Annotated in this window: 19 protein-coding genes; 8 read left to right on the top strand and 11 right to left on the bottom strand. The window is 46.6% G+C overall.

The features are described from left to right. Positions 1-24 precede the first annotated feature (24 nt). Entirely contained in the window at positions 25-1,071 is a 1,047-nt protein-coding gene (locus GGC63_RS23915) for a ParB/RepB/Spo0J family partition protein (RefSeq protein ID WP_192704463.1), read from the top strand. Between the two features lie 70 nt (positions 1,072-1,141). Here the strand turns inward: GGC63_RS23915 and GGC63_RS23910 are convergent, their stop codons facing one another. Further along, positions 1,142-2,854, bottom strand: a complete 1,713-nt coding sequence (locus tag GGC63_RS23910) for a fibronectin type III domain-containing protein (protein ID WP_192704462.1) — start codon at positions 2,852-2,854, stop codon at positions 1,142-1,144. A 301-nt stretch (positions 2,855-3,155) separates the two neighbouring features. Between GGC63_RS23910 and GGC63_RS23905 the strand changes: the two genes are divergently transcribed. Together GGC63_RS23905 and greA are read left to right on the top strand one after the other, a co-directional pair. Next, complete coding sequence (locus GGC63_RS23905; protein WP_192704461.1) at positions 3,156-4,889, top strand: hypothetical protein; 1,734 nt, start codon at positions 3,156-3,158, stop codon at positions 4,887-4,889. Between the two features lie 114 nt (positions 4,890-5,003). Next, positions 5,004-5,477: a transcription elongation factor GreA gene (greA, locus tag GGC63_RS23900; protein ID WP_079910869.1), complete on the top strand. Its 474-nt coding sequence runs from the start codon at positions 5,004-5,006 to the stop codon at positions 5,475-5,477. Positions 5,478-5,534: 57 nt separating this feature from the next. Here the strand turns inward: greA and GGC63_RS23895 are convergent, their stop codons facing one another. Both GGC63_RS23895 and GGC63_RS23890 read right to left on the bottom strand, forming a co-directional pair. Next, positions 5,535-6,557 carry a phosphotransferase enzyme family protein gene (locus GGC63_RS23895; protein WP_192704460.1) on the bottom strand — a complete coding sequence of 341 codons (1,023 nt, stop codon included), beginning with the start codon at positions 6,555-6,557 and terminating at the stop codon, positions 5,535-5,537. 315 nt (positions 6,558-6,872) lie between these two features. Further along, positions 6,873-7,454 carry a GNAT family N-acetyltransferase gene (locus GGC63_RS23890; RefSeq protein ID WP_192704459.1) on the bottom strand — a complete coding sequence of 194 codons (582 nt, stop codon included), beginning with the start codon at positions 7,452-7,454 and terminating at the stop codon, positions 6,873-6,875. A 180-nt stretch (positions 7,455-7,634) separates the two neighbouring features. Here GGC63_RS23890 and GGC63_RS23885 point away from each other — a divergent pair, with 180 nt between their 5' ends. Together GGC63_RS23885 and GGC63_RS23880 are read left to right on the top strand one after the other, a co-directional pair. Next, positions 7,635-8,291, top strand: coding sequence for an RNA polymerase sigma factor (locus GGC63_RS23885; protein WP_192704458.1), 657 nt, complete (start codon positions 7,635-7,637; stop codon positions 8,289-8,291). Continuing rightward, complete coding sequence (locus GGC63_RS23880) at positions 8,288-9,274, top strand: hypothetical protein (protein WP_192704457.1); 987 nt, start codon at positions 8,288-8,290, stop codon at positions 9,272-9,274. The genes GGC63_RS23885 and GGC63_RS23880 overlap by 4 nt, the downstream gene beginning before the upstream one ends. Before the next feature lie 74 nt (positions 9,275-9,348). Here GGC63_RS23880 and GGC63_RS23875 read toward each other — a convergent pair whose 3' ends face one another. Further along, a complete protein-coding gene (locus tag GGC63_RS23875; RefSeq protein WP_079910873.1) occupies positions 9,349-9,540 on the bottom strand; it encodes a hypothetical protein in 192 nt (63 codons plus the stop codon). A gap of 151 nt (positions 9,541-9,691) precedes the next feature. Between GGC63_RS23875 and GGC63_RS23870 the strand changes: the two genes are divergently transcribed. Beyond that, positions 9,692-10,702 carry an aldose 1-epimerase gene (locus GGC63_RS23870; RefSeq protein ID WP_192704456.1) on the top strand — a complete coding sequence of 337 codons (1,011 nt, stop codon included), beginning with the start codon at positions 9,692-9,694 and terminating at the stop codon, positions 10,700-10,702. 142 nt (positions 10,703-10,844) lie between these two features. On the opposite strand, the gene GGC63_RS23865 is transcribed toward GGC63_RS23870, so the two are convergent. The 7 genes from GGC63_RS23865 to GGC63_RS23835 all read right to left on the bottom strand — a co-directional run bounded on the left by GGC63_RS23865 (position 10,845) and on the right by GGC63_RS23835 (position 13,335). Further along, positions 10,845-11,297, bottom strand: a complete 453-nt coding sequence (locus tag GGC63_RS23865) for an Hsp20/alpha crystallin family protein (protein WP_192704455.1) — start codon at positions 11,295-11,297, stop codon at positions 10,845-10,847. Positions 11,298-11,333: 36 nt separating this feature from the next. Further along, complete coding sequence (locus GGC63_RS23860; protein WP_079910876.1) at positions 11,334-11,543, bottom strand: spore germination protein; 210 nt, start codon at positions 11,541-11,543, stop codon at positions 11,334-11,336. Positions 11,544-11,567: 24 nt separating this feature from the next. Continuing rightward, the gene (locus tag GGC63_RS23855; RefSeq protein ID WP_192704454.1) at positions 11,568-11,960 is read right to left on the bottom strand and encodes a spore germination protein GerPE; all 393 of its coding nucleotides are present in this window, start codon (positions 11,958-11,960) and stop codon (positions 11,568-11,570) included. 31 nt (positions 11,961-11,991) lie between these two features. Then, positions 11,992-12,168, bottom strand: coding sequence for a spore gernimation protein GerPD (locus GGC63_RS23850; protein WP_192704453.1), 177 nt, complete (start codon positions 12,166-12,168; stop codon positions 11,992-11,994). After that, positions 12,168-12,818 (bottom strand): spore germination protein GerPC, encoded by a 651-nt coding sequence (gerPC, locus tag GGC63_RS23845; RefSeq protein ID WP_192704452.1) that lies wholly within the window; start codon positions 12,816-12,818, stop codon positions 12,168-12,170. Before gerPC ends, GGC63_RS23850 begins: the two co-directional genes overlap by 1 nt. A gap of 62 nt (positions 12,819-12,880) precedes the next feature. Beyond that, positions 12,881-13,084, bottom strand: a complete 204-nt coding sequence (locus tag GGC63_RS23840) for a spore germination protein GerPB (protein ID WP_192704451.1) — start codon at positions 13,082-13,084, stop codon at positions 12,881-12,883. Further along, positions 13,081-13,335: a spore germination protein gene (locus GGC63_RS23835; protein ID WP_079910881.1), complete on the bottom strand. Its 255-nt coding sequence runs from the start codon at positions 13,333-13,335 to the stop codon at positions 13,081-13,083. The genes GGC63_RS23840 and GGC63_RS23835 overlap by 4 nt, the downstream gene beginning before the upstream one ends. Positions 13,336-13,428: 93 nt before the next feature. Here GGC63_RS23835 and GGC63_RS23830 point away from each other — a divergent pair, with 93 nt between their 5' ends. After that, positions 13,429-13,653 carry a spore gernimation protein GerPD gene (locus GGC63_RS23830; protein ID WP_144027862.1) on the top strand — a complete coding sequence of 75 codons (225 nt, stop codon included), beginning with the start codon at positions 13,429-13,431 and terminating at the stop codon, positions 13,651-13,653. Positions 13,654-13,902: 249 nt separating this feature from the next. Further along, complete coding sequence (locus GGC63_RS23825) at positions 13,903-15,660, top strand: ABC transporter ATP-binding protein (RefSeq protein ID WP_192704450.1); 1,758 nt, start codon at positions 13,903-13,905, stop codon at positions 15,658-15,660.

Below are 15,660 nucleotides of genomic sequence, written 5' to 3'. Positions count from 1 at the left end.
ATATGAAAGGACAGGATGACTTCGATGGACATCATTGAAATTCCGACTCATTTGATAGATGAAGATACGGATCAACCCAGATACCAATTCGATGAAGATGCGCTGCAGGAATTAATGAATAGCATTGAGGAGCTGGGACTTCTTTCTCCCATTAAGGTCAGAAGCATTAAGGATGGCCGATATAAGATCATTTACGGCAACCGTCGCTACAAGGCGTGCAAAATGCTCGGCCGCCCCTCCATCCCGTGCATCGTCTCCGACATTACGGACGAAACGGAAATTTATTTGGAGCAAATTGCGGAAAACTTGACCAGGGAAGGGTTCTCTCCAATCGAAGAAGCGGAAGCCTTTCATAAGCTGCTTAACGATCCCAAATTCAGCAGCTCAACCAAATTTTTATCCAGCCGGCTTGGCAAACCGGAGGCCTACATAAAAAATAAATGTGAACTGCTTAAATTCAGCAACGCCGTCAAAAAAATCATTGTTGCAGGCACCGAAATTAGAAAGGACCGGCTGACGGAAGATCAGCTGCTCCCCCTCAAGGATTTGCCTTTGGAGCATCGCGATTCCCTCGCTCTAATCGTAGCCCGGGATGAGATGCCGGTCAGCGACGTGAAGAAGATCGCCCGTTTATTCAAGGATAAAACGATCTCGGCAAATACGAAGGACAAGCTTTTATACAAATCCGGCCATGAGCTGCTGGAAACCTGGTCGACATTCGAGGCCAATAAAGCGGAACGCGCCAAAAAGGCAGAGCCGAAAGAGCCAAAAGAAACCGTGAAAAAGGAAAAACCGGTCATGTCCGAGCAGGAACCGATTGCAGCATCTCTAGCTCCATCGGCAACAGCTGCTCCCGCCAAAGCTCCTATTGAAGGCAAGCTTCAGCGTCTGCTGGATTTTCTTCCGGCCCATGCCCCGCAGTCTGCCGATCTTAAGAACCTTCGGGATGGGGACAAAGAGATCTTGACCCGTGACATGGAAAAACTGATCGAACAGCTGGAACAGCAGCTGGCCGAATGGAAAAGCTTAAAAGACAGCGTGAAATCTGTTACGGAGCCTGTAACTTCCTGAGGAAATAGATTCTCTAATATAAAAAGAAGATGGAGACAATTGGTCCATCTTCTTTTTCTTCTAACAGCTTTTAATTCTTCTTAACTATTTTATCAGCAACATACTGTATATCTTTCTTATCAATAACCCCGTCGTTGTTTAAATCAAATAATGGATCATATAAAGGGTTGCCCATACGGACATCATTATAATGCGAAATGATAACAAGATCACTAAGATTGACTTGTCCATCTCGATTAAAATCAAGATCCCCGACATGTATACTGAAACTTACTGGATTCAACATTGTGAGTTGACCTTTCGAATCGGAGATTTGTGATTCTGAGGACAGGGATAAGGATCCATTGCCGTTGCGCAAAGCATTCAGTTTAACGGTCACCAGCTTAATATTTCCGTATTTGCCCTGTACATTTCCTAACAATACTCCGGTTAGGTCGAACTGAGCTGCCCCTGGTTCATTTCTTCCTACTATTGCATCAACATTTTCGGATCCAAACTCGGAATGAAGTTCAATTTGCTCTATTTCAAACATGTTTGGATCGTAGTCTAATTTCAATAAAAATCCATATAAATCTACTGCATCTTTCACACCAATGTTTACATCAAACGTAGATCCTGCCTGAATAAATTCTCCGTTAGTCTCAAAATAAGCTTCTGGCGAAGTGGAAATTACATCAGGTACCTTATAAATAATTGCTAGACCATGGTTGGTTATATTTCCAGCATAATCCATAGCCTTAACCTCAAACCGAATAATGCTATTTGGAACTAGATTGTATATATTATACGACGTTATACTACTGTCCAAAGTTGCGTAATGAGCACCATCACTGTAAATCAAATATTGCTTTACACCGACATTATCATGAGCCGGATCCCAAGACAACTTTATACTCTTGTAGCTAGCTTCTGTAACCGTTAATTTTGCACCTGGGTTCCAGTAAGGTGGAGTCGTATCAAAGTATACTCCTGTTGTTACTGTCGTCGTTGGGTTGTTGATACTATTCCCCCACTCATTATTTGCCTCAACCATAAACCGATATGATCCGCCTTGAGAAAGACCATCAACATGATATTTATAAACATTACCACTAACCGTATCTATCCGGTTACCATCCTTATATATATTATAATGGTTAATTTCATATAAACTAACCGCATGCTGCCATTGAAGATCTGCACTCGTATAAGTTGAATTAGTTACGGTAAGTACATTGTCAGACGGCCACATAGGAACAGTTGCATCATAGTAAATAAAATAACGGCTTAAATCCTCATAACGATAGTTTGCTGTTTCCTCCGAGTTTGTCTTAGAGTGTCTAATTGTGTATTGATTACCAAATAAATCAGATAAATACAGTTGGTCTAGTATATAAACTCCTTTATCATCATTAGCTTCAAATCGAATACTGCCTGAATAATTGCCCTTTTCATTTAGATTAAGAGCAAAGCTCTTATCATAATATCGGGTACTATTAATGGGTTTATAGTTTCCAAATACAGAAATATATCCAGATTCATCATATACATCCGCTGTAATGGTCACGCTATCGCCTGCTTTTGCAGTGATGCTAGATATATTTAGCGATTTTAAAATAGGCGGCGTAACATCCGCTGTTATAGTAACTGGTTGATCCGGAGTGGCCTGATTCGAAGATAGCTGGAGCGAATTAAATATAGGACGATCATTGTCACCCGCTTGTGCTTGGGCAAAGGAAGCAAATAGGAATAAAGATAAGAACATGATGAAAACTGCAATAAGACTTTTTGAATAACATTTCATTATACACAACACATCCCTTTTTAGTTTTGTTACTACTCACGCAGTTCTACCCGGGTAAACTTCATGAACCACGTACATGGATAATAATTACAATTCAAATAATACAGAACATATGTTCGTATGTCAATATATGAAATCTCTTACAATTTTCTAGTTTTTCGTTCAAGTTGCTCTTAGCCCGGACATCAAGTATATTGAAATTGTTGGCAATTTTTCATGATTCATTTCAAAGATAAATGACCGCTGGAACGGAACTTTATTAGCAGCCAGAAGATAAAGCGGCGTCCTGGAGGTAGATTGTATGATTGTTTTGAAGAGCAAACGTTGGCATGTACTCGTCCTGCTTATTTTTATCCTCACCCTCACCGTTCTGAACAGTCCGGTAAGCCTTTCTGCCGGTAACGAAGCTGCGTCAGCGTGGGTAACCTACGGACCGGATGGAAAACTGGTTTATAAAAAAGATGAATCCGGTAACCGCATCATGGACTTTTCCACTGCTGGTTATATGGGAGGCGGCGTTGCAATCCCTGAAGTCCCAGTCGTCAAAACTATCCAGCCATCCGGCGGCGACGATACGACCGCCATTCAAAATGCGATCAACGAAGTGTCGGCCATGCCCCTCAAAGACGGATTCCGCGGGGCGCTTCTGCTTGGTCCGGGGACTTTTATCACAACCAAGCAAATCAATATTAAGACAAGCGGCGTCGTTGTTCGCGGCAGCGGGTCCGGTGATGGCGGGACCGTCATTCAAATGAACGGAACCCCTTTTCTGCTGTTCAACCTAGCTGGAACCGGCACCCATACACCTGGGGTAAGCACGAATATTGCGGACTCCTTTGTTCCTTCGGGAAACGATACCGTAACGGTCAGCAGCGCCTCCGGCTTCAAAGAAGGGGATAATGTGCTGATCAGCCGTACGGCCACCAAGGACTGGATTCAATTTATGGGAATGGATGCATTAGTCAGAGACGGGAAGGCACAGACCTGGATCGCTCCCGGCAGCAAGATGACAACAGACCGGGTTATCAAATCGATATCGGGCAATAAATTGATATTCGACGCCCCGTTGACCGACTCTTTCGACTCCAAATATTTGGGCAGCCCGGTAGGGACTGTCGCCAAATATACGTTTCCCGGCAGAATATCGCAGGTTGGACTGGAAAATGTTAAAATCCAGGCTCCGGCTGCCGTGGAAAGATACAGGGCCGTCTATATGAACGCAATTATCGACTCCTGGGTAAGGAATGTCATCATCCAAGACGGTACGGATAATTTTACGATCGACAAGGCCTCCAAACGGATTACGGTAGATAATGTGGCGGTGAATCATACGGTCTCCTCTACCGACTCGGCTGCGCCTGCAAGCTTTACATGCACAGGAACGCAAATATTGTTCAACAAGAGCCAGGCTAATGATTTCCAGAACAAAGGCAAAGGCTCCTGGGCGTTCGTCACGCAAAATCAAGGGACTGGCCCCATCGTCATTTTGAATTTTACGTCCACGGAGAAAAACGGAATAGCCCCCCATCAGCGATGGACGACAGGCATTCTGGTAGATAACAGCCGTTTTACCAATCCTGGCAATGATGCCGAGGGCATTGTATTTATGAATCGAACGACAGCAGGCTCCGGGCACGGCTGGCCTATGGGCTGGTCCGTCGCCTGGAATGTGGAGGCCCCGCAAATTCTCGTGTCCCAGGCTCCCGGAACAATGAACTGGTGCATCGGGTGTGTCGGGAAAAAGATGTCCTCCAAGGAGCCCGAGGGCCAGTATGATTCCTGGGGAGCCAAGGTCAATCCGGAGAGCTTGTACCTTGCGCAGCTGAAAGAACGCCTTGGAGCGGAGGCGCTGACGAATATTGGTTATTCAGCTGCGGTCGCTAAGGCGGCAGAAACAGATACGCCGGCAAAGCCTGCAGAAAATCCGTTAAAAGGACAGCTCTGGTGGATGTTATCCGGTCTTGGGTTTATCGCGGCTGTTATTGGATGGGCGATTTATTCCATATTCCGGAAGGATCATTCGCGTTCTGCATGAAAAAAAGCCGTTGAGACGCCTTCGGGAAAAATTCCGGTTTCATTTTCGCATCCTGAAGCGAAATAGTGTACAATGCAATAAAGAGAATGATTTAGAACAATAGGAGATGCTTGGATGGCACATGAAGAAATTATTTTAACACCAGACGGACTGGCCAAATTAGAGCAAGAGCTCGAGGAGCTCAAAACTGTAAAACGAAAAGAGCTTGCCAGCCGCATCAAAACCGCGATCAGCTATGGCGATCTGAAGGAAAACAGCGAGTACCATTCCGCCAAGGAAGAGCAGTCGCACATGGAAACAAGAATTCTCACCATAGAGAAGATGCTCAAACGAGCACGTGTTGTAGATAAAGTGGATACGTCCTCTGTCAATGTTGGTTCCGTTGTCGTCCTGTTGGACGTGGAGTTCGCCGAGAAAATCGAATACAAAATTGTAGGCCCGTCCGAAGCCGACGTTGCTGATAATAAAATATCCTACGAAAGTCCAATGGGCGCCGCGCTCATGGGCAAATCCGTAGGAGATACAATTATTGTCAATGCTCCTGTGGGTGACATCAAATACGAGCTGCTGGAGATTAGAGCTGAATAAGACCGGAGGCTTCTCCCAAACAAACATAAGAGGCATGCCCATTCGCATGCCTCTTCCTTATTTCACCATGATTCCTTCAGGCCCCAACCAGGTATCCAGATGGTCCCAATGCTCGGTCAGCCAGAGCATTTCCTCGGCGAATCGTTTGGGTGGCGCGCTGAACGTATCCATGTTTGTTTTGAGCCACCAATGCGCTTCCCGGCACCATAATAATTGCAAAGATAATGATAACCGTCCCGGAGCAAACGGACTTTCCTCTCGATAGCCCTTCAAGAACGCCGCCGTCGGCCCAATCTGAAGCTGACCGTTACGTAACGCACCGGATAAGATCACTCTCGCAACATCGACCTCCGGATACCCCCATTGTACCGTATCGAAGTCGACCAAACGAATGTCACCGTCTGCTCCAATCAGTATATTATCGACCCATAAATCCCAATGGGCCCAGCCCGGTACCAATGCATCAAATATCGATAGATCCAGCTGGTGCAATAACTCCCCCTGTCGTTCAAGAGCCCGCTTCAGCCGCGTCGGCAAAGACGGCAGCTCCATGGATTGATCCATTTGTATTTGCCATTTCTCCTGCATAGTAGTGAGTACAGGTCTCCACGGAGCCCCTTGTTCCGGATACTGAGATAAGACAGCATGCATTCGCCCTGAAGCCTGTCCCAGCCGATACATCATATTAGCGTCCAAACAGCCGGCACGGGGAGGGGTCCCATCAAAATGCTCCATCACGACATAAAAATAGCCCGAGTCCGATTGTATAATCATTTCCCCGTTATGCATCATTACATCAGGACATACATTGGCCCGGTCATGCAGCAAACGCTGGAAGGACAGGGATCTGGCGATGGATATTTTATGCTTGGGCTCGTCAAGCCGGTATCGTTTGGGGTGGTAGCATTTGACGAACAGCTTATTGTCTGGAGTGTTGACAACCCACTTCCAATTGGACAGCCCCCTATAAACAGCGCTATAGCTGCATACCTCGATATTCCATTCACGGCTCAAATGGGCGAATACATCCTCCCTGGCCAAGGATTCTTCTATTGCAAGTGCCTCTGTTGGATTCTTCAAAGCCATTCCCCTTCCGCGAGACTTCTTTTTGCAAGGACAATAAATGAAATTTCTGTTCTCCTCATCAACATTCCCCAATAAATTCCATATTTCAAGAAGTATTCGTTAAAGGAACTCCTAATTCCTTCATCAATCCCTTTACAAAAAAAGAGACCCGCATCAACGGGATGCGAGCCTTAAGGTTATATATATTAAAAAGGGGGTCTTGAGTACATTATAGACCTTGAACATTAAATCCAGGTAAAAAACAGATTACAAAATGATTACAAAATTATACCATTCAGCTGGACGCTACAAACCTTCCTTTTCTCCTTATCATCTCAAGTAGCTCTCCAGCCTCAGCTTGATTTGAGGCCATTCTTCCTCCAATATGCTGTACACGCAGGTATCGCGTATATAACCATCGTTCAATATCCGGTTCCGCCGCAGCTCTCCCTCCTTAATTGCTCCCAGCCTTTGGATCGCTTGGTTGGACCGGTCGTTTCGCTTATCTGCGCAAAATTGCACACGTACGGCGTGCAAATCCTCGAAGGCGTGCCTCAGCAGCAAATACTTGCACTCCGTGTTGATGCGCGTCCTCCATACGGACGGATGATACCATGTCCAACCGATTTCCAGGCTGCGATGAGCCGGGGTGATTTGGATATAGCGTGTAGAGCCGGCGAGCCTTCCTGTTTCTTGATCCCGCACGACAAAGGGAAGCTCTCCCCCTTTTTCTTGTTCGGCCAAAGCCTTTTCTATCCATTTGAGTGTGTCCTCTATAGAGTCAATTTTCTCGGGAAGATAGGTCCAGATATCCGGATGCGCCGCGGCCGCAAACAATTCCTCGGCGTGGTCTCTGTTTAATGGAAGTAACTGGGCCCGAACTCCAGTAAGCTCTACTGATTGTACATTCATAGGAATCCCCCGCTTTCGACGTTTACTTTTGCATAAGCCTCATATTAAGCTAGGAGGGACAAGGAAATAAAGTGCCAATTTCCCCTTTTTCTATTAGTCCACTGCATTTTTTCAAGAGGATTCCAACCTTTTCCGATATAGAGACACTAACTTAATGACCGGTCATAAAGGAGGTTAAGAATGAGCGCTCATTCGACCGAAACGACGTCGGATATCCTCCGGCAGTACGCCAAGCCCATATTCGGATTCGCCCTGAATCGAACGCACAATCGGGAGGAAGCCGAGGATTTGGCTCAAGACATTTTGCTCCAGCTTGTCAAATCTATTTCATCTGGCATCAGGATTGATCAGCTTGACTCCTACATTTGGACCGTTGCGAAATATACCTGGTTTCATTGGCTGAAAAGACGCAGCGGCCAGCCGGTGAGCCTGGAAATGAACGGATTCTTGGATGAGTTGTCCTGTTCCGGGCCGCAGCCGGTCGATCAGCTGATCAACAATGAGCACTATCAAATGCTGCGCCGTGAGCTCGCCTACCTGTCCAGCATACAGAGACAAGTTGTAGTCAAGTACTACTACGAAGGCCTCAAGCAGCAGGAAATTGCCGTCTCCCTAGGCATTCCATTAGGAACGGTGAAGTGGCATCTCCATGATGCCAAGAAGGAAATCAAGAAGGGAATGAATCGCATGCGCCCAAGTGGACAGTTGAGCTTCAACCCCATTCAATTAACAGGTACAGGTCACAGCGGTCAACCGGGTAAGCTGGGAGAAACCTTTGACTTTTTGAAAAGAAGCTTGACCCAAAATATCGTTTACGTATGTATCACAAGCCTATGAGCGTTCATGAGCTTGCCGTAGAGCTCGGCACGCCTGCCCATTTTATTGAGGATGAGGTACGTTATTTGGAGGAGTACGGATTCGTGACGGAAGCCGGTTCGAACAAGTACAGGACCGATTTTATTATTTGGGATTACACGCGGGAGCAGCTTCAAGCCATCCACAAGCTCTATAAAGCTAGTGCTGCGCAGCTCGCCGATCTCCACTATGAAGCGTTGATGGATGTTCGCAAGGATATCGAAGCGACTTCATTGTATTATCCCGATAGGGATTACGAGTTTCTTCTCTGGACCTTGCTGCCCAAGGATATAGAAAGGCAAGGCTCTTCCATTCTCTCCATGGCGCCGGAGGGAAAACTTATCCTTCCCGTTCGTAAAGACGGCGGACGATATATCGCATACGCTCAGTTGAAGCAAGAACCCTTAGAGAACCTCGGCTTCGAGCCCGGCAAATACGCCTTTAATGGTGCCATGACACGCAATGGGGGCGGGAGCTTATCCCTCTGGCAGTTTGATACGCATTGGAGTGACCGTCCGGGCTGGAGAAGTCTGACATTCAAGGATGCACAGCTATGTCACGCCTTTATGAAAGGAGAGCTTCCCGATAAGAAAGCCCATGAGGAGGATTATGCTTTTCTTCTCTCCAAGCAATATTTGCTTAAAACCGAAGACGAAGGATATAAGCTGAACTTGGTTTGGGTCGATGAGCCTCAAACCTGGCAAACGGTCCTCTCCCTGATCCCGGATCTGGCTTCCGCTTATACTCCGGTCGTTAGTAAGCTGTATGAGCAGCTGCTGAATATAGCCATGTCCAGTCAGCCTAAGCATCTGGAAGCCCAGATCGCTTATATGATACGTCTGAATGCGGCCGGCGGCAAATGGATTCCTTATATGCTAAATGAGCTGATCGACCGTAACAAGCTGAACCTGCCGCTTCCGCATCAAAGGAAAACCGTCACAACATTAATGGGCCTGTTGAAGTAGAATGGCCCTTCCATGTGCGCAGTAAATCACGCAAGCCGGCCCTCCTGGGAGTGACCGGCTTGTTACCCTGTCTGCTATTTCGTATCCGCTGAGGGATATTCCGCCTTTAATTCCTCTAACGTAAGAAACCTTGGTGTCTCAAAAACAAACTTGGCTGGAGCTTTATCCGTTTTATCCTTCACAATATGCCCATAAAACTTACCGTCTTTCACGAAAACAACCATTGTACGGCCTGGCTCATTGGCCAATGGATACTTTTCAACCATGGATTCGTCACCTCGATAAGGTAATTCGTGAGAATCGTCGCCTATTCCTCTTTTTACCAAATGTTTGATTCTTTTTTAACTATATCCATTCTACTCCTCTGTTCCTTATGGTATTCTGGGAAGAGATTCTACATAGAAACAGGAGGCCGTTATGGAACCAATACAATCCAAAGCTTATGAGGCGACATATCAGGGGGAGCGCGCAGTATTTTTGGCGTATGGTCCCTATGAAGCTATTATTCTACCCGAGATCGGCGGGAATTGCATTGCCTTTCGCGATACCGTAAACCAATACCGTTTTTTGCATGAGCCTGCACCGGAGGAGATGGCTGCTTTCAAGGAAAAACCGATCATTCACGGAATACCCGTCCTATTTCCTCCGAACCGGTACGAGGACGGCAAATTTCCATGGAACGGCAAATGCTATGAGTTTCCCGTCAATGAACCGAGCACAGGCAATCATCTTCACGGATTTTTGCACAATATCCCTTGGGAAGTGGAGCAATTCCATGCAGATCCTTATGCAAGCCGAATCACTCTGGTACAGAAGGTTGATACGAACCATCCGGTCTATCGCTACTTCCCTCATGAATTTACAATCAAGCTTAGCTATACCGTGAACGAGTTGGGCCTGCACCAGCATATTCTCGTTCGTAACGACGGACACGAGTCCATGCCTTGCCTGTTAGCATTCCATACCTCCATCAATGCGCCGTTCGCCGCCAACAGTCAGGCATCGGATTATCGCTTTACACTGACCACCGGACGCCGCTGGGCTCTGAATGATCGCATGCTGCCAACCGGTCAATATCAGCCGTTGACGGCCGACGAAGAGCTTATGAGAACAACGGGGATCTCTCCTTTTTTTGAGGCGATGGACAACCATTACACGTCCCAGCCCCACAACGGACGCAACCGGATGGAGCTGACCGATACCCGCAATCAAGTTACTCTTGTATATGATGTAGGTACGTCGTTCAAGCACTGGATGATTTGGAATAACAACGCGACGGAGGGCTTCTTCTGTCCGGAGCCGCAGATCAATCTCGTGAACGCTCCCTCGGTTTCCCTCCCATCCGAAGACATCGGCTTGATTTCCTTGAATCCTGGGGAGATTTGGGAGGAAACGGGACGTTTATACTGCATTCCGCAGCAAAAGTAAGTACAGGCACTTTAAATATAAGGCCTGTCCCGTACTTAGCCGAGTGGGTCAGACCCTTTTTGCGTAGGGTTCCGGTTCTTTACTAAGTTGCGGCAAAAAGAGGCAGGGGACGATGTCCTCTGCCCTTTCTTTCACTCTCCTGTTACGGAAACTCAATGGTTGCTTGATAGAACGGCTCTTCCTTTCCCAGCTTGCGAAGCAGCAGCTGCAGAGCCCCTTCCTTGTAAACGGCTTTACAGCTCGCCGGATCCACAGGATGCGGAAGACGAAACCATTGGATTTCCCGGTTGTCCTTGCTTTCAAGCTTGATCTGATGGTTCGCCGTAAAAACCTTCAGCTTCTGGGCTTCAGCCCTATCGGGGATTTTTATTTTAAACAGCAGATGTTCAACCGTCTCCATAATTTCGGTATCATAACGCTTGGCATTGGAAGCGGATTGCATGTCGGGCACGTTGTCCTTCAATACCTGACGTACATAATCCTCAATCCAATTGGTCTTCTTGGATATATCGGAATTTTGCGGTAAGATGCCTTGAAAGTACTTCTCAAATTCATTCCAGTCAAATTGTGAAAAGGGATTATTCCTCGGATCCATAGTTGCCTACCCCCTCATTGGCTGACAGTTCATGACTTACGGTACAGTAGGCTGGTCGATTAAAGCCGCATTCAATACATTATTGACATTCGGACCGTTCAACGTATTGACGATATTTCCCGTATTGCTTCCGCCCTGACCTGAAACCGATTTTGTACTGGATACAGGTACAATACTCAAAGTATCTCCAAAATTGACCGTCCCGCTGTTCGTATTAATATTGACGGACTGTACAATGGATGGCAAAGCAATTCCCCCTTCCAAAAAGGTTTAAGTCGCAGCAGGCGCAGCAGGTCTTTCTCTCAGTAAATGCCGAATATGCTTGATCCGTGACTGGGCGATCAAATTATCGCTTGAACCGATATGTGCAATAGAAGAAGAGTTCACCAAAAACATGTTGATCCTGTCTACGCGAATGTTAGGCGATACATTAGTTCGCTTCATAGACAAGCTTTCATGAATAATAGGATCCAATAACGGCCGGGAGAATAAGCTGTAATCGGAGAATCGAAATTCATTTTGGATAAAGATTGCCTGCTCCCTCTGCACGGCAATCGTATAGTTAAACGGGGTAAGCTTCTCGGAATCGCCAACCTCAAGAACAGTCGAGGTCCCGAGTGTGTTGAGCTTCATATAACCAACAGTTGTTACTCTATAGTCCATGCTGCCCCTCCTCACATCACCTTAATGCTACCTATTCAACGAAAGGAAGAACCGTTACTCCAACAATCACTTTTTCCGGAGGTGTTTCGAAAGCGCCGTACAGGGTGATGGTCCGGATATCCCCTACAAGGAACACGGATGCGGTACTTAGGTAGGTAATGTCAATAGAGCCGACATGAAGCTCGCCGTTAATCACTTCAAATTCCATCAGAACCCTCCGTCTCTGCGCGGTAAATTTTTGATAAATGCTTCGAAGGTGCGTTCAATATCGCGTTTGACCTCTTCAAAGATCGCGTTATGATTCCGGTCTGATCCCATCTTAGCCATATAATACTGGATTCGTTTGTCTATTTGTTTCTTAACATCCTCTATAATAAACTTCCGGTACGGTTCATCCAGCGGATTCTGATACATCTGCTCGTAATACTCCAAAGCCCGGTAAGCATCGCTGCTGAAATAATCGTCAACCTGACTTTGAACCCCTTCATAATCCGGTGAAGAACTTGTGTCATCCGAGGATGGCGTACTTACCGACTGTCCGACTGAGTATTCGTCTATAGAGGAGTCCGAATCCTTTGCATTCGGGTTAATGCCAATGTTCAACGTACCTTCGAGTTTCTCCACCTTTAACAAGTCAAACTTATATTCGTTGCGGACCATGGAGGGTTCACTGGAGGGCTTTTTCTTCATATCGCTGATTTCCTTCATCAGCCCATCCATTTTGTCATTAAGCTGCTTTATTTGCTCATTCTGATATTGAATATACTCGTTCAGCTGTTGAATTTGCTGATTCTGGTATTGTAAGCACTCATTTACCTGCTGTAAGTAGCGCATCACTTCCGGGCTCAAGTAGTACATATCGATCAACCTCTCCCACAATACCTGCCGGGTTTATGCTGCGGAAAGCCACAACTCGATTCTTAAAATCTGGGTGATGATAAGGGTATGAAAGGAACTACAGATCCTCCGGCAGCCGGAGCAGGCCCCGTGAAGCCTCCTGTATTATACAGCTGCGATATCGGCTTGATAATCCCGGCGCTGCCGATTTGAAGGACCGATGAGTTCGATATCGCTTCGATTCTCAAAGTATGAATCACAATGTTTTGCTGGATAAACAAGTTCATGATGTCTGCCCCTCCTCCTGGATATTCGTAATACTCGGTGCGGCGGTAAGGCTTCTTTGCTCGTATGCTGCAGAATCATAGACGTTGATCACGGTCGGCTCATTGTGAATATTCAACGTATTGCCGGAATTGAACGATCCCCCGCCCGCATATGTTGTACTAAACGTACTTGGAGATATAATTCCAGCGTCGCCCACATTGAATACTCCGGTAATCATATTCACATTAATCACTCCAACTAAAGCCGGCATAACACGACATCCTTTATAATAAAATGTCCTTAATGTAGTTTATGACGGGTGTTCCCATGTATTCATCCATTTCTGGAAGGAGAGAGGTCTATCTTGAAAATGACCGTAAATAATAAGTGTATTCGTGTCGGTGATATGAAGATAAGCGGCGTCGGCGGCGCATCGGTGGTTCTCGTTGGAGACACGGAACGCATCGCAAGCTCCTCCTACTTCGATACGCCCGCAAGCTCGTTTATTAACAGCCCCCACATTCCATTGGATCCGGAGTTTAAGAGAGAGGACCGCGCAAGCAATGATCACTCTAAAGATATGAAGTAAATGGTTTTATGTCTTCTACATATAGGACAAAGTCGGATGGTCTGGTTCGTCCGTTTTGTCCTTTTTTCATATGGACCTTGTAACAGCCGTAAAAAGGAGAAAATGGAAGAATTACAGCTGTTATACTTCTATTCTCAGGGTACCGCTCGGAATATACCACCTGAAGTATGCTAAGAGCGGGTGAAATATTTAGTGTGCCGAAGTATAATAAAAAATCGAGACCATAAAACAAACAGGATGTGGATTGTATTGAAACAACGGCGACTGCTCGCGGATTACCTGAAAGCTCATTGGATGTTTTATTTACTGGCTATTGTTCTCATCAGCGTTGCAAATATCACGCAATCTTATTATCCGAAGGTGCTTGGTAACTTCACTGATCAGCTGCAATCGGATGGGATCACCCAGAGCACCATTGTTCATTACAGTGTGCTTTTATTGGAAATCGGTCTGATTTACGGAATTTTGGCCGGACTCGGCCAATACACCGTCATGCGGCTCGGAAGAAAGTTTGAATTTGTTACCCGACGCAGGCTGTTCCAGCATTTTCTGAGGCTTAGCGAAAGCTACTATTCCAAGAACGGCGTCGGCAGGCTGCTAAGTTACGTGATGAACGATGTGACCAGTGTAAGGGAGTCCATCTCCAGCGGCTTCAACCAAACGACGAACGCGGTCATCCTTATCGTATCGGTTATTGTCATGATGTCTTTATCCGCTATTCCTTTATATCTCATTCTCGTCTGTATTATTCCACTTCTCGCCATTCCTTTTGTCGTCGTATACTTCGGGCCGCTTATTCGCAAACGGTCGTTGAAGGTACAGGAATCTTTGGCCAAAATGACCGAATCGGCGGAGGAGCAGTTCGGCGGCATACGGGTAACTAAAAAGTTCGCGGTCGAGGGCATCATGCGTAACCGGTTCGGCAAAACCGTCGACAACATTACAGAGAACCAGCTTCGGTTAGTCCGGCTCTCCTCTTTGTTTCAGGCCATCCTTCCTTTTTTGGGAGCGCTGTCTCTGATTGTCTCTATTCTGTACGGCGGCTATCTGACGATTCAGCATCAAATAACTTTAGGTAATTTCGTCTCTCTAACCTTGTACCTGCGCATGATGGTGAACCCGCTTCAACAAATTGGCAACGTTATCAATACGATGCAGCGATCCCGGGCTTCGCTGGAGCGAATCAATCAGCTTCTGGATTTGAAGCCGGATATTCAGGAAGCGCCTCAGGCCAAGCCGCTTCAGCTTCATTCTGCAGGGATAAGCATCAAAGGTTTAACGTTTGCATACCCGGATTCCTCCAAATCCGCTTTGCATGATATTAATCTGACCATTCAGCCCGGCAAGACCGTCGGGATCATCGGAAAAACAGGAAGCGGCAAAACAACCCTCGTCAAGCTGCTGCTGCGCATCTACGATCCTCCGGCCGGGACGATTACGATCGGCAACGAAGACATCCGCAGCCTTACGCTGAACAGTCTGCGTAATGATATCGCCTATGTTCCCCAGGACGGCTTTCTGTTCAGTACAACCATTCGAGACAACATTGCTTTCTTCAACAGGGATTCCGCTTTCGATGCCATCGCCAAAGCGGCCAAACAGGCGCAAATTTACGATAATATCATGGAATTCCCCGACCAATTCGAGACGAAGCTCGGTGAACGCGGGGTTACCTTATCCGGCGGTCAACGGCAAAGAACGAGTCTGGCCAGGGGCTTCATCAAAAATGCGCCCATCCTGATCCTGGATGACAGCGTCAGCGCAGTCGATGCGGTCACGGAGACGAAGATCATCGAAAATCTTCGCTTGGGCCGGAAAAACAAAACGACGATTATTATCGCCCATCGAATCAGCGCTATCAAGCACGCGGATGAAATTATCGTATTGGATGAGGGAAGAATCGTTCAAAGAGGGACTCACCATCAATTGATGGCGGAGGACGGAATTTATGCAACCCTGTATTCCATTCAGGAGGAGGGAACCCGATATGCCGAAGGAAACCGGTAA

The sequence above is a fragment of the Paenibacillus sp. OAS669 genome (assembly GCF_014873645.1).
Taxonomy (GTDB): domain Bacteria; phylum Bacillota; class Bacilli; order Paenibacillales; family NBRC-103111; genus Paenibacillus_S; species Paenibacillus_S vulneris.
Note: the sequence above shows the minus strand (reverse complement) of the source record. Positions and strands in the feature narration are given on the sequence as shown.

What these genes read in the sequence shown, in the direction of transcription:
- GGC63_RS23915 (WP_192704463.1), top strand. Translation starts at nt 25, where the DNA reads ATGGACATCATTGAAATTCCGACTCATTTGATAGATGAAGATACGGAT.
- GGC63_RS23910 (WP_192704462.1), bottom strand. Translation starts at nt 2,854, where the DNA reads ATGAAATGTTATTCAAAAAGTCTTATTGCAGTTTTCATCATGTTCTTA.
- GGC63_RS23905 (WP_192704461.1), top strand. Translation starts at nt 3,156, where the DNA reads ATGATTGTTTTGAAGAGCAAACGTTGGCATGTACTCGTCCTGCTTATT.
- greA (WP_079910869.1), top strand. Translation starts at nt 5,004, where the DNA reads ATGGCACATGAAGAAATTATTTTAACACCAGACGGACTGGCCAAATTA.
- GGC63_RS23890 (WP_192704459.1), bottom strand. Translation starts at nt 7,454, where the DNA reads ATGAATGTACAATCAGTAGAGCTTACTGGAGTTCGGGCCCAGTTACTT.
- GGC63_RS23885 (WP_192704458.1), top strand. Translation starts at nt 7,635, where the DNA reads ATGAGCGCTCATTCGACCGAAACGACGTCGGATATCCTCCGGCAGTAC.
- GGC63_RS23880 (WP_192704457.1), top strand. Translation starts at nt 8,288, where the DNA reads ATGAGCGTTCATGAGCTTGCCGTAGAGCTCGGCACGCCTGCCCATTTT.
- GGC63_RS23875 (WP_079910873.1), bottom strand. Translation starts at nt 9,540, where the DNA reads ATGGTTGAAAAGTATCCATTGGCCAATGAGCCAGGCCGTACAATGGTT.
- GGC63_RS23870 (WP_192704456.1), top strand. Translation starts at nt 9,692, where the DNA reads ATGGAACCAATACAATCCAAAGCTTATGAGGCGACATATCAGGGGGAG.
- GGC63_RS23865 (WP_192704455.1), bottom strand. Translation starts at nt 11,297, where the DNA reads ATGGATCCGAGGAATAATCCCTTTTCACAATTTGACTGGAATGAATTT.
- GGC63_RS23855 (WP_192704454.1), bottom strand. Translation starts at nt 11,960, where the DNA reads ATGGACTATAGAGTAACAACTGTTGGTTATATGAAGCTCAACACACTC.
- GGC63_RS23850 (WP_192704453.1), bottom strand. Translation starts at nt 12,168, where the DNA reads ATGGAATTTGAAGTGATTAACGGCGAGCTTCATGTCGGCTCTATTGAC.
- gerPC (WP_192704452.1), bottom strand. Translation starts at nt 12,818, where the DNA reads ATGTACTACTTGAGCCCGGAAGTGATGCGCTACTTACAGCAGGTAAAT.
- GGC63_RS23840 (WP_192704451.1), bottom strand. Translation starts at nt 13,084, where the DNA reads ATGAACTTGTTTATCCAGCAAAACATTGTGATTCATACTTTGAGAATC.
- GGC63_RS23835 (WP_079910881.1), bottom strand. Translation starts at nt 13,335, where the DNA reads ATGCCGGCTTTAGTTGGAGTGATTAATGTGAATATGATTACCGGAGTA.